Below are 13,156 nucleotides of genomic sequence, written 5' to 3' on the forward strand. Positions count from 1 at the left end.
AAATATATTAAATACTTATGTAACCTGATTTAACCTATTTAATTGGTTTCTGGAAAAATCATTAGCCCTGGCGATGCGAATTCCTGCGGGCGTAATGTGCGCCACTTCTGGAAAAACTTGCATTGGTGATTTTTCTGGGGACCTAGCTACAGCATCTGCGATCCGCAACTGGGTTGGTTCCATTTGCAAGGACATAATCAGACACTCACGATTGCCTCCAGCACCCGCATGAGCAATTCCACGTAGTCGCCCCCATATTACAATATCTCCTTCTGCGACTACGATACCACCTGGATTGATATCTCCTAAAATAATCACTGTGCCAGGATGACGAATTTCTGTCCCCGAACGGACTGTCATTTCCAGATATAGGGCATCTGCTGGGGTTGTAGTCGCAGTTTTCAACTCCGATTTTAGAGAAGTTTCTGGTTGGAGTTGTTCGACGGAATAACCAGAGGTGACGGCGGCGATCGCTGTTTGCCGACGACTGGTGACGACACATTTTAAATCCAGTTGGGCTTCACTGAAGGCTTCGGCGAATTCTTGCAGTTGTCTACCATCTAATAAGCGGTCTTTGGCGAGCAAATGTACTGGTGTCCTGGATGTCCGAAAGCGATCGCCTGCATTTAACCGCAACTTCAATTGTTGCCAAATATCAGACCAAGCCACTTCTGAGGCTGGGATTTGAGATTCTGTGGGCAAAATGACTAACAGTTTTTCCCCCTCAGTTTTGAACTGCACTTGAATATGGTTTTTTAACCTATTCTCTGATGTTACTGACTCAGGAGAATTAATATCCAAATCTACATCCTCAAACATAGAAACAGACTCAGCATCAGTCGGGGCAGGATTTGACTGTAAATAGTCAAGCACAGAATTTAGTTCTGCATCCGGGATAATATCATGAGAATCGGCATCAGAAATCCCGAAATTAGACTTTTTATTGTCAGCAACGGGAGGATTTACTTCTAAATCCGAAATGTGAGAATTCGACCCTGCATCAGTCCGGGCAGAATTTGACTCTAAATTGGGGATATGAGAATCAGAAGTCATGCAGCACCAGCCAATAGATACACCGAGTAATTATCAATATTAAGTTATTTGCAAAATCCAAAAATGTCTTTACCTATGTATTTTTCGTTAATCTTGTGTAAATCGTCCCCAAGGCATCAGCATCGCCAACATTACCAGGAAACAGCACTACTGGCAAATTAGGAAACTGAGGGTGTTCCGAGGTAGTAATTACCATTGAACAACCAGCTAAAATTTGTCCGAGTAACCGGGCTGAATTTAAAGACAGACCCGTACTCAAGACATCATTGGAGGTAATTCCACCCTTGCTGATTAAAAATCCGATATCAGCTGGTAAACCCCGCACAATATCCATCAATAAACGGGAAACTTTTACACCAAACTCTAACCTAGTTTTAACATCTTTAAAACTGAGTTCCTGACGACTGGTATAAACTACTGGAGTTTTTCCCGCATTGTGTACTGCTTTTATACTTGACAAAATCTCAGTTAACAGTTGCTCTGATTCCTTCACTCCATCATCAAGTAACCGCGCCACATCGACTTCAATTCCCGCCGTCCCCTCAACTTGTAATAACGCCTGCAACTGCTGAGTTGTCTTTTTGACGTGAGAACCCACAATTACCGCCCCTGGTTTTCCTTCCCGCACGTATTCCGCCATGTTTTCGGCAGCAATGGGTTGAGGAGGTAAAGCAGCCAAAGCTGTTAAAATGCTGGCAGCACTGCGAAACAAAAAGCGTTTTCCTTGACTTGTGGCTGTTAGCACATCGACAGCAAAGGAATTAAGGTCAGATTGAGTTTCACCATCAACCACAGCGCACTGATTATGACTGAGTTGCAATAAGCGTTCTAAACTACCAGTCCGGATATCATCAAGTAAAAACCTAGTTACAGATTCCGCATTAATCCGCCCTTGAGTTTTTTCCTCTACATACTTGGGTAAGTAACTGTGATGGTAGCTGAAAACCGAATCACGAGCAAATTCTGTTTCATGTACTGGAGTAGGTACACCGTCAATTATGAGGTAATGTACACTGTCACGGGTGATGCGTCCACCCTCAAAGAATGCGGGGACAAGAAAATGAGCATCAAAGGGACCAAGTTCTTGAGCGATCGCATCAGTTTCTATAGGATAATGTCCTCGTAGAGTAGAATCAGAACGGCTCACAACCAAAAAATCAGTCACATTTTCCGCAGCTAAAGCCAGCTTTAAATTTTGACAAACCTCTCTAGTCACAGATGCTGCTGACTCTGGAGGTAAGGATCTCGTATTCGTCAGGACAAAGAAAATCGGTGAATCATCCTGCAAACCGAGGCGTAAAGTATCCACATCCCACTGCATCAACAGTAAGCAACTGTGGACTGTTTGTGACCCTGTGGGGTCATCATCCAAGACAATAATTTTGGGTTTATTACTCATAAAATGTATTTTGTTTAGCAGTAGCCTTTTATTATCCCGCAAAATCCGGTAATTTTAACTAATTGAACACAACATTGAGCCTGAATTACTAACTTAAGCAAGTAGAAAATTAATCAACCACAACCAACATAACGAGCAACCTCTTTCCCTCTTACCTTGGCGTACTAAAGCCCTTGCGGGCATCGCTGCGCGCGGGCGACTAAAGCCCTGGGGGCATACGCTGCGCGAAGGCGGTTCGATAATTCAAATATCCTCTAAATATAGCTAAAAAATCTTAATAAACCCTAGATCAGCCATATTTCCCGACCTGAAGAAAATTTAAACCTAAAAACAGAGCCGCAACTGTTCCCGCAACACAGACTTCACCGTTAATAATTTTATCTAAAACTGATGATACAGGAATCAAAACAACTTCAATATCTTCTGTAACATCTAATTTTTGAGCTTGAGTTTTTACCACATTTTCAGCTAAAAATAAATGTATTTTATTAGTATCTTTAACAGGATTATCATATTGAGTAGCTATTTTAGTAACTTTTTGGGCTACATAACCAGTTTCTTCTTGAAGTTCTCTAACTGCTGCTGTTTCAGCATCTTCTATGGCTGCATCGAAACTACCAGCCGGGAGTTCTAATAAAACAGGACTTACGCAAAATTATGAAAAAACGAACCACGTTCGCGAAGCGTCTCCCCTTGGGAGAAGGACACAAAGGACACGTTGGCGCTAGCCTCTCCCTTTGGGAGAAGTCAAGAGGGTTTCAGAGAGTTCTTGCGTAAGTCCTATAAAATTTCTCCCACCCCATGCCTATATTGACGCACAAAAACAATTTCTTGATGATTTGTAATAGGTAAAATTAAGGCGATTTCCGGTCTAATAACCACAAAAAAATCATCTATAATTTTCCCATTAGGTAATTGTATTTCATCTTGCCTGACTTGACACCAGCGATGATTTATCACCATTTCTGATGTGAGAATATGCCATTTTTTTAATTTATTCATACTCCAATCATTTAAAATAAAACTGTTTTTCTCCTGACAAATATTGAGCTATGGAATTAGAAGTAAAGTTATTTACTGTCAATAAACGCTTTCCTTTGACTATTAGTCGCGGGACAACAGCCCAAACGACAAATATATGGGTGAAAATTTTACAGGATGGGATTGAAGGCTGGGGTGAAGCTTCACCTTTTGGTGTAGGTACTCATTCCCAATCAACTGATACAATCAAAAGTCATTTACAGCAACTTGCACCAATTTTAGAACCATTCAACCCGTTACAACGACAGCAAATTGAAAAAATTCTAACACAACAGCAGGTTCCTTCATCGGTGAGGGCAGCGCTGGATATGGCGATGTATGACTGGCTAGGTAAGCGTGTGGGATTACCTGTTTGGCAAATTTGGGGACTTGACCGTAATGTTACAGTCCCAACTTCAGTGACAATTGGCATTAATTCACCAGCAGGAGCGAGAGCAAGGGCGCGGGACTGGTTACAATTTATGGATGTTCGCCTGTTTAAAGTAAAATTAGGTAGTCTAGAGGGTATAGAAGCAGACCAGCAAATGCTGTTAGCAGTACAACAAGAAGCACCCAATTTAGAATTATTTGTAGATGCAAACGGGGGTTGGAGCTTAGAAGATGCTATTTATATGTGTAATTGGTTAGCTGATTTAGGCATAAAATATGTAGAACAGCCATTACCACGGGGTCAAGAAACGAGTTTAGTCCAACTGAAGGAGAAAACCCCCCTACCAATATTTGTAGATGAAAGTTGCTTTACCAGTAGCGATATTCCTCATTTAGCAAACTATGTGGATGGGATTAATATCAAAATTATGAAATCAGGTGGACTGACAGAGGCCATGCGTATGGTATATACAGCGCGCGCCTACGGGTTACAAGTGATGTTTGGTTGCTATTCTGACAGTACACTAGCGAATACAGCCGCAGCACAGTTAGCACCATTAGCTGATTATTTAGATTTAGACAGTCACCTTAATTTAATTAATGATCCCTTTACGGGCGCATTAGTGCAAGAAGGGAGAATTTTACCAAACGATTTACCTGGCTTGGGGGTACAATACAGTGAGTTTGCTGCTTAATCAAAGAATAGCAATTCTGCTACATGAAGGAATTACTGGAACTCATGGTAAAACTGGGCTATCACTTCTACGCTACAGTGAATCCCCTATTGTCGCCTTGATTGATCGTGAGTCTGCTGGCAAATCTGTGTCAGAATTAACAGGGATGAAGCGTGATGTCCCAATTGTGGCATCATTAACAGCAGCACTGGAGTATAAACCGGAAGTTTTGGTAATTGGTATTGCTCCCAAAGGTGGTGCTGTACCGGATGATTACTGGTTAGAAATTAAAAATGCTTTACAAGCCGGGATGTCTTTGGTAAATGGTTTACACACACCAATGGCAAACATACCAGAGTTAAATGCTCTGCTAAAACCAGGACAATTAATTTGGGATGTGCGAAAAGAACCAGCAAATTTGGGTGTTGCTAGCGGTTTGGCTCGGACTCTTCCTTGTCGGCGGGTGCTGACGGTGGGAACTGATATGGCAATTGGTAAAATGTCCACTAGCCTAGAATTACATTGGGAGTCACGACGCAGGGGATGGCGTTCTAAATTTTTGGCTACAGGTCAAACTGGAGTGATGTTAGAAGGGGATGGTGTGCCTTTAGATGCTGTGCGGGTAGATTTTGCGGCTGGTGCTGTAGAGCAAATGGTGATGCGTTATGGACAAAACTACGACATCCTCCACATTGAAGGACAAGGTTCACTGCTGCATCCTGGTTCCACGGCTACTTTACCTTTAATTCGTGGTTCGCAACCAACGCAATTAATTTTAGCACATCGGGCGGGACAAGTTCACGTGCGTAATCATTCCCATGTCGTGATTCCGTCTTTACTCAAGGTGATTCGCTTATATGAGACTGTGGCTAGTGGAGAAGGCGCTTTTGGAAATGTGCCTGTTGTAGGTATAGCTTTGAATACTGCTCATTTAGATGAGTTTACAGCTCAGGAGGCGATCGCACAAACTACAGCCGAAACTGGTTTACCTTGCAATGATGTTGTGCGTTTTGGGGCGAGTCTTTTGTTAGATGCGATTATGAGTAATTAGGGGAGTGGGGAGTGGGGAGTGGGGAATTTAAACATTGAAAAGAAGCCTTGAGGATAAAATCAAGACTTCTGGGGAAATTATGCAATTGACAGTCTAAAAACAAGGATTTATGCCAAGTGATTGAAGTAAATTGCCCAAAGGGTTCCTGTGACACCGATAGCGATTAAAGAGTTAGTAAAGAAACGTCCTAACTCGGTTCCTCTTCCTAGCTTATTATCGTCTTGTCCGCCGCTAAAAAACAATGACCAAGCTTGGTTAACATTAATTATTTCAAAATTATTGAAATTGGGTCTAAATACAACTGGACCGAGTAAATCTCTTTGGGGAAAATCAAAATCAGTTCTCATATTTTTCTCGCTTATGGTTTTACTTTTAGTTAATTTTGCGAATTTCTTGAATCTTCAATTTACAGGTTAGTCAGCCAACCAATTAAACCTTGTCCTGTAATGACTTCTACCGCTATGAGTGAAACAAAACCAATCATCGCCAAACGACCATTAAGTTTCTCTGCGTACTCGGTAAAACCTGCTTTGGGGGTTTGTTCTTCATAGACTTTTGGCTCAATGGCGACCTTATTCCGTTTACCGAGTTCGTTTACCTTGAAGCCCTTGCTAGTCATGAGTTTTTTCTTTGTTGTTTTCTTATGTAACCAAATATAACACTATGTAAAGATTTTTTGCAAGAGGTTGACAAACATTAAAAGTGCGGCTAGCCGTAAGAAATAGTTCGGGCTACCTGATATTGATTATGCAGTCGTGAGAAACAGGTATCTATTCTGGGCAAGTGCTATGATTTCCACTGCATATGTTATGTAAATGAAAAAGCTGTAGGGGCGTAAATTTTTGCGTCTTTACATAGAACACCGAAAGCTATTTATGCCTACTACCACCTGGAATCGTCATCACGTTCTGTCCCTCGCTGACTTCACAACTGCCGAATACGATACTGTTTTACAAACTGCTGCTAGTTTTCAGGAGGTGCTGTCACGGCGGACAAAGAAAGTACCCAGCCTACAAGGACAGGTGGTGGCGAATTTATTTTTTGAACCTTCCACACGCACCCGCAGCAGTTTTGAACTCGCCGCCAAGCGCCTGAGTGCAGATACGCTGAATTTTGCCGCAGCCAGTTCTTCCATGACGAAGGGAGAAACAATTCTTGACACAGCTAAGACTTATTTAGCGATGGGAACTGATATTATGGTGATCCGCCATCGAGAAGCGGGAGTTCCTAATGCGATCGCTCAAGAAATGGATCGTCTAGATGCGCGAGTTAGCGTCCTCAATGCTGGTGACGGTCAACATGAGCATCCCTCCCAAGCACTACTAGATTTATTTACCATCTGTAGTTTGATAAACCGCAGTCATCCCCGGCTAGAATTATTAAAAGATAAAAAAATTGCGATCGTCGGAGACATATTACATTCCCGCGTAGCCAGATCAAATATCTGGAGTTTAACAGCCAGTGGCGCACAAGTGCATCTAGCAGCACCACCCACCCTGCTACCTAAGTTATTTAAAGACTTTGTTTTAGAAACAGGTGAAACAGAGAATGCACAAAGCCAAACAGCTTCATCCCCCATACTCAACCGTCAACTATTTCTGCATTGGGATTTAGAATCAGCCTTACAGGATGCAGATTTAGTCATGACTTTGCGCCTGCAAAAAGAACGTATGACAGCGCACCTACTTCCCAGCTTGCGAGAATATCATCAAACCTTTGGTATTACACGCAAAAAGCTGCAACTGTGCAAGCCTAACGTTAAAGTCTTACATCCAGGGCCAGTTAACCGTGGTGTAGAAATTAGCTCAGATTTGATGGATGACCCTGAATTTAGCCTAATTCAGTCGCAAGTTACCAGTGGTATTGCCATTCGCATGGCACTATTATACTTGTTAGGTAGTGGCAAAGATGCAATTGTGATCAAATAGTTTCGCACCTTCGTAATGAGGACTTTAGTCCTCTCCATCTCCTTTAGGGAAAAGGGCTGAGAGCAATTACTCCGAGTTTAAGTCATTTTTATTTACCCATCTATTCAGTAAATTCCTCCTCTAGCTAGAGGACATAATACTGAGAATATTGCATAATTTAAATCATAGAAGTGAGTTAAATCAATAACTCCTGAAGAATTATAGAAGGTAAATAAATTATGAAAACCATATTTTTGACCGCAGCAGCGCTACTCAGTACGTTAACTTTCGCTGCGCCAATTTCCGCTACAGAAGAACTTACTCCCAAACAGCAGTTACTAGAAACGAGGGAATGTTATGGTTGCGATTTAAGCAACGCTAACCTCAAAGGCGCGCACCTCATAGGTGTTGATTTAAGAAACGCGGATTTAACAGGTGCAAACTTAGAACAAGCTAACCTAGAAGGCGCAGATTTAACAGGTGCAAACTTGCACTCTGCTGACCTTACAGATGCCTTTGCCAATGGTACTACATTTGATTACGCAAATCTGACCAATACCGATTTGAGCGATGCCAATTTATATAATGCTCAGGTAAATGGTGCAGTAATGATTGGTACTAATATCAGTGGTGCTGAAGGTTTTGATATCAATCTTGGTATTGGTGGTGAAGAATAAGAGTTACAGCAATTTTTAGGTAAATGAAACACACAACAGACGTTAAAACCATGTAGAGACGTTGAATGCAACGTCTCTACTGTGGTATAATTAACCTAAAAATGTAAAAGTTAAAGAATAACTCCTAACTTTTATTCACCAGTAATGGAAAGTTGATCAACCCAAATTTTAGGACACACTCCACCAGGGGTAAGCTCTGCTTCTTTATCTACATAAACTATAGATTTCAGGAGTTCTAAGAAATCGCCAGCCACAGTTGCTGATTCAATACTCGTTTTCACACCTTTGTTAACTAGCCAACCATCAAAAGGCAAAGAAAACGAACCTTGTAAAGATTTCACTCCTGCATGGAGAGCTTGCAAATCATCAATTAAAATCACATTTTCCGCAGTGTCTAAGCTCAAATCCTGTTCAGGTGATGTGGCTGCAAACACATGATAAAAGTTAGGGCTAATGCTGACTTTTGCACCAATACTGGCGTTACCTGTGGGTTGGGTATTCATTCTTTTAGCAGTACCCGCACTGTGAAGAAAGCTTTTTAAAACGCCATTTTCAATCAGCGAAACTTGACGAGTGGGAGTTCCTTCACCGTCAAAGCTTTCCGCACCAACATTAGCTGGGTGCAGTGAATCATCATAAACTGAAAGCAGAGGTGAAGCAATTTGCTTGCCTAAATCATCAGCATTTGATAAACTTTGATTATCCAGAATGCTTTGAGCGTTGAACAAATTAGAAAACGCACCCAACAAACTTAAAAAAGCATCAGGAGAGAAAACAACTCGATATTTACCAGACTTGATTTTTTCATAATTCAAGTGGCTGATAGTTTTCTCTGCCGTTTCCTTAATACAACCATTAATATCAAGATTATTCACACTGCGTTCAATTCTAAAAGCGCTACCACTGCGGGGCTTTTTACCCTCTTCCTCGGTTTTACTGTAAAGAAAAATCGATGCTAAAGAATGAGATTCAGTTCTGGTTGCGCCCTCGCTATTGAGATAGAATCTGTCAATATCTCTCTGGGCTAAACCATTATAAGGTACGCCCTGAATTGCTTGATGCGCTGCTAAAAGTTCTTTCTCAGCTAAAATTAGGCTATTTATCAACTCAGCCACAGGTGCTTGGGGTGCTTTTTCTTTATGTGTGTTGGGAATAGGAACAGTTGCTTCGGGACTAAAATCAGGGACATTTTCTTTCACACCAAAAAAACTAGCTTCGTAAGCAGTTTTTAAAGCTAATTCTAGCCCCTTGGGGTCTACATCTGTGGTGCTGGTGACACCCATTGTATTCTCTTCATTCCAGACCCGAACTGTCACCCCAGAACGATTTGAGGCTTTAACTTGTTTTGGCTCACCTTGGTCTACTTGGACGCTAGTTTCATCTACAGTCGAGCCATAAATGTCAAATTTTTTAATCCCAAGTTTACTAGCATTTTCCTTGGCACTATTAGCAATTTCATTAATATTCGGCATAATCAATTTTGGATTTTGGATTTTAGATTTTGGATTTTTTTCAAGTTAATTTTCGACTTTAGATTTTCGACTTTAGATTTGGGATTTTATTTTTTGTGTTTTTCTTTTAGTGTTTTTATTGAAGCAACAGTCATAGCTAAAATTTCGGTAGATTCTTGCATCAAACTTTTCAGTTTATCTGCGCTCATTAAACCTGATTCAACCAGAAGTTCCAACCAATAAAGTGTTTCATCAGCTTCTTCTTCCACTATGCCTAATTTAGCAATCAAATCGGCTGCTGATTTAGCTCGACAAGCTGCTCGGTAATTAGCAGCCACAGAAGTGGCTGAACGCAATAATTGCTTGCTAATTACATCAGCAGTTCTAGTTTGTGGTAACACCTCAACTAGACGAATAACTCGCAATGCAAGCTGCTTTGTTCTAGCCTTAAACTGATGCTCATTCACAATCTAAAATCTAAAATCTAAAATCTAAAATTCTTTATCTGCCGCCGACGGTGATAGAATCGACTTTGATGTGGGGTTGTCCGACTGTAGTGTAGATACTGCCACTAACAGAACCGCAGAAGCCGGGCGCAAGTTCCAAATCTTGGGAACACATGGAAATTTTGTTCATGATTTCCTTGGCTTCACCAATGAGGATGGCTCCTTTTAGTGGTTTTGTGATTTTGCCATTTTCAATTAAATAAGCTTCATCTACACCAAAGTTAAATTGACCTGTAGCCCCAACGCTACCGCCACCCATCTTTTTACAGTAAATTCCTTTATCAACTGAGTTAAATAAATCTTCTGTGGTGTATTCTCCAGGTGCAATATAAGTATTACGCATCCGACTAGCAGCAGCAAAGGTATAACCTTGGCGGCGACCACTTCCGGTTCTGGGGTGTCCGGTGCGGGAAGAACCTGTTCTATCTGCTAAGAAGTTTTTCAGAACACCTTTTTCAATTAATAGGGTTCTTTGCGCCGGCATTCCTTCGTCGTCCATGTCAATAGTCCCGAAGGCATTTTCTGCCCGACCTTCGTCCCAAGCTGTGAGACTTTCGTGGGCAATTTTCTCGCCTTTTTTGTCTGCAAAGGGTGTAGTCTTGCGTTCGATTTGCGTAGTTTCTAACAGATGTCCGCAGGCTTCGTGGAAGATGACCCCACCGAAGTGATTGGCCATGATAATTGGGTATGTACCGGAATCTACATAATCTGCATACAGCATTTTTCCGGCAGATTCGGCAATTTTCTCGGATGCGTCTCGATAATCCCAAGTTCTCAGGAAGTTAGCATCACTGGTATTACCAGCACGTTCACCAATAGATGTGCGATTAGCACCATCAGCACACAATAGGTTAAATCCTACGGATTGAGTGAGGCGAATGTCACGGGCAAATGTGCCGTCACTAGCAGCAACTAAGACTTCTTGCCAATCTCGGAAGTAGGAAGCCCGGCGCGATTGTACATGGTTGGCTTTTTTCTGGAGGTGGCTTGTACCATCAAGAAGGACTTCTCCCATTTCTTTGATGGAACTACACAGAGGTAGCCAGCCATCTTTACCTCTTTTTGTGGCGTAGTCTCTGAGTAATTCGAGATTGATTTCTGGGATGAAGGCGTTATGACTAGGTAGTTCTAATCCGAGAATAGAAAGACCTTTTTCTAAGGCTGCTTGCAAACCGGAAAATGAAAGGTCGTTGGTGCTGACGTAGCAATCGGCTTTACCACGAAATACTCTGACTCCCGCACCTGTGGCTAAACTGGGTGAAATACTGGTAATTGCGTCGTCTTCTGCTAGACAACTGATATAGTTACGACGTTCTAAGAATAATTCGATGAAGTCAGCACCTGCGGCGCGTCCGAGTCCAAGAAGGGTAGCTAAAGGAGCTTCCCAGGTTTCATCGAATCGCTCTGCTGTGGATGAATATTGTAGGGTGGGGATTTGGTTGGAGAGAAGTAGCGTACTTGTAAGCATGGATAGTTCCGTCTGCTGCCGTTATAGTTAGGTTTACTGTATTTTCTTTACTTGTATATCTATCTAGGTTAATAATTTTTTTAATTTATTACAAGATAGTTCTTCCTTATCAAGTTTATTCTAACAAAAATATTAGCAATTGTCAACTGCTAATACTCTCTTTTCGCGTGGAACTAAAGAAGGAATTTGGCAATTTCCCACAGATAAATTGTAGCGTGGGTATGGCGGTGCTAGAGCGATCGCGTTCAAAGATTAGCAGTTCTGGGGGGACCAGTAGCCCACCCCACAATATTTATTCTTATGCACTATTTTAAGCGTGTCAGTCCACTAGGTTTAAGATTCTGGCGTTGTAGATCGCCTAACTGCGCTTGATCCATTGCATGAATAAGGCTATTTATAAGTTATGCTGCAAATTTCTCGTAAAATCATGATCCCGGATAGCGAAATCGAAATGAGCGCGATTCGCTCTCAAGGAGCAGGCGGTCAAAACGTTAACAAAGTTTCTACTGCTATCCACTTACGCTTTGACATTGAGGCTTCATCACTACCCGCTTTCTATAAAGAACAGCTGATGAAGTTGAATGACCGACGCATTACTCAAGAAGGAGTAATTGTGATCAAGGCGCAAGAATACCGCAGTCAGGAAAAAAACCGGGAAGAGGCTTTGCAAAGACTCAAACAACTCATACAAAGCGCAGTCATACTTCCCCAAAAACGCAAACCTACCAAACCAACTCGCAGTTCTCAGAAAAAACGTCTTAATAGTAAAACCAAGCGCGGACAAATTAAGTCGATGAGAGGACAGGTGATGGAATAATATACCCGTCATGCTAATCATGCGGGTGTGGGAAGTTAGAGCAAGTCCTAAGTTGACAATTTCATAGACAAAACTATACTTATATTGACAAAAATCAATATATATTTTAGGAAAAAATCAACTACTTGATATATAATACGGTGATATCAAGTATTGAATTGAGACTATTGCCGACGCGAAAACCAAGCAATGATGGTGGTAGTCTTTTTCAGAAACTTAATTGGAACACAATCGCGTCTGGCTAAGGCGTGAAAGTCTACTGAGGGATAACTGCTCCCATGCTCCCGTTGAAGTAGAAAGTAAAGTCTAGTTTTGTCTAGGTTTTATATAGCAGAATATAGGATGGTGGGTTACGCTGTCGCTTTAGCGTAGCCATGCCCCTTGGGCTATACCCACCCTACTGGCTGGCTGTATTTTGAGAATTTGTATATTTTCTATTTATTTAATAAAATAATTCTTCCTTATCAATCTAACAATAACATTTTAAAAAGCAATTGTCAACCCCCCAATACTCTATTTTTGCCGGGAAATAGAGAAAAAAATTAGGTATTTTTTATCTACTGTAGACAATTGATTTGGGGTAGATGAGATGATTTATGTGTAGACTGGAATTAATAAGAGAAGAAAATACTCACGGAAATTATTTCAACTCCACCCAGGATTTATATATGAATTTCTCGTCAGCACGATTATATTTTTACCAGGAAATTCAACAGCCTGACGAGCAGATTGATTTAGCCAAG

The 13,156-nt window shown here is 41.4% G+C and carries 12 protein-coding genes and 2 pseudogenes; 5 read left to right on the forward strand and 9 right to left on the reverse strand.

The window, feature by feature from the left end:
- Positions 1-15: 15 nt before the first annotated feature.
- The 4 genes and pseudogenes from minC to NSP_RS12245 form a co-directional block, all read right to left on the reverse strand.
- Positions 16-1,053 carry a septum site-determining protein MinC gene (minC, locus tag NSP_RS12230; protein ID WP_006195262.1) on the reverse strand — a complete coding sequence of 346 codons (1,038 nt, stop codon included), beginning with the start codon at positions 1,051-1,053 and terminating at the stop codon, positions 16-18.
- A 73-nt stretch (positions 1,054-1,126) separates the two neighbouring features.
- Positions 1,127-2,452: a four-carbon acid sugar kinase family protein gene (locus NSP_RS12235; RefSeq protein ID WP_006195263.1), complete on the reverse strand. Its 1,326-nt coding sequence runs from the start codon at positions 2,450-2,452 to the stop codon at positions 1,127-1,129.
- A 289-nt stretch (positions 2,453-2,741) separates the two neighbouring features.
- Positions 2,742-3,086: pseudogene (locus NSP_RS12240) on the reverse strand (NUDIX hydrolase); the annotation flags it as partial.
- Positions 3,087-3,237: 151 nt separating this feature from the next.
- A pseudogene (locus tag NSP_RS12245) lies at positions 3,238-3,454 on the reverse strand (NUDIX hydrolase); the annotation flags it as partial.
- A gap of 50 nt (positions 3,455-3,504) precedes the next feature.
- On the opposite strand from NSP_RS12245, the gene NSP_RS12250 reads away from it, so the two are divergent.
- Together NSP_RS12250 and NSP_RS12255 are read left to right on the forward strand one after the other, a co-directional pair.
- Positions 3,505-4,557, forward strand: a complete 1,053-nt coding sequence (locus tag NSP_RS12250; protein ID WP_006195266.1) for a dipeptide epimerase — start codon at positions 3,505-3,507, stop codon at positions 4,555-4,557.
- Positions 4,541-5,587 carry an N-acetyltransferase DgcN family protein gene (locus tag NSP_RS12255; RefSeq protein ID WP_006195267.1) on the forward strand — a complete coding sequence of 349 codons (1,047 nt, stop codon included), beginning with the start codon at positions 4,541-4,543 and terminating at the stop codon, positions 5,585-5,587. The genes NSP_RS12250 and NSP_RS12255 overlap by 17 nt, the downstream gene beginning before the upstream one ends.
- A 107-nt stretch (positions 5,588-5,694) precedes the next feature.
- On the opposite strand, the gene NSP_RS12260 is transcribed toward NSP_RS12255, so the two are convergent.
- On the reverse strand, positions 5,695-5,934 hold the full coding sequence (locus NSP_RS12260; protein WP_006195268.1) for a hypothetical protein: 240 nt from the start codon (positions 5,932-5,934) through the stop codon (positions 5,695-5,697).
- Positions 5,935-5,993: 59 nt separating this feature from the next.
- Positions 5,994-6,206, reverse strand: coding sequence for a chlorophyll a/b-binding protein (locus NSP_RS12265; RefSeq protein WP_006195269.1), 213 nt, complete (start codon positions 6,204-6,206; stop codon positions 5,994-5,996).
- A gap of 256 nt (positions 6,207-6,462) precedes the next feature.
- Here NSP_RS12265 and NSP_RS12270 point away from each other — a divergent pair, with 256 nt between their 5' ends.
- Positions 6,463-7,515 carry an aspartate carbamoyltransferase catalytic subunit gene (locus NSP_RS12270; protein WP_006195270.1) on the forward strand — a complete coding sequence of 351 codons (1,053 nt, stop codon included), beginning with the start codon at positions 6,463-6,465 and terminating at the stop codon, positions 7,513-7,515.
- Between the two features lie 218 nt (positions 7,516-7,733).
- On the forward strand, positions 7,734-8,171 hold the full coding sequence (locus NSP_RS12275; protein ID WP_006195271.1) for a pentapeptide repeat-containing protein: 438 nt from the start codon (positions 7,734-7,736) through the stop codon (positions 8,169-8,171).
- Positions 8,172-8,302: 131 nt separating this feature from the next.
- On the opposite strand, the gene NSP_RS12280 is transcribed toward NSP_RS12275, so the two are convergent.
- The 3 genes from NSP_RS12280 to NSP_RS12290 all read right to left on the reverse strand — a co-directional run bounded on the left by NSP_RS12280 (position 8,303) and on the right by NSP_RS12290 (position 11,596).
- The gene (locus tag NSP_RS12280; RefSeq protein WP_006195272.1) at positions 8,303-9,643 is read right to left on the reverse strand and encodes a TldD/PmbA family protein; all 1,341 of its coding nucleotides are present in this window, start codon (positions 9,641-9,643) and stop codon (positions 8,303-8,305) included.
- Between the two features lie 86 nt (positions 9,644-9,729).
- On the reverse strand, positions 9,730-10,089 hold the full coding sequence (locus NSP_RS12285) for a four helix bundle protein (protein ID WP_006195273.1): 360 nt from the start codon (positions 10,087-10,089) through the stop codon (positions 9,730-9,732).
- A gap of 34 nt (positions 10,090-10,123) precedes the next feature.
- Positions 10,124-11,596: a TldD/PmbA family protein gene (locus tag NSP_RS12290; protein WP_006195274.1), complete on the reverse strand. Its 1,473-nt coding sequence runs from the start codon at positions 11,594-11,596 to the stop codon at positions 10,124-10,126.
- A gap of 403 nt (positions 11,597-11,999) precedes the next feature.
- Here NSP_RS12290 and arfB point away from each other — a divergent pair, with 403 nt between their 5' ends.
- Positions 12,000-12,413, forward strand: a complete 414-nt coding sequence (gene arfB / locus NSP_RS12295; protein ID WP_006195275.1) for an alternative ribosome rescue aminoacyl-tRNA hydrolase ArfB — start codon at positions 12,000-12,002, stop codon at positions 12,411-12,413.
- Positions 12,414-13,156 lie beyond the last annotated feature (743 nt).

This window comes from Nodularia spumigena CCY9414 (assembly GCF_000340565.2).
GTDB classification, from domain to species: Bacteria; Cyanobacteriota; Cyanobacteriia; order Cyanobacteriales; family Nostocaceae; genus Nodularia; species Nodularia spumigena.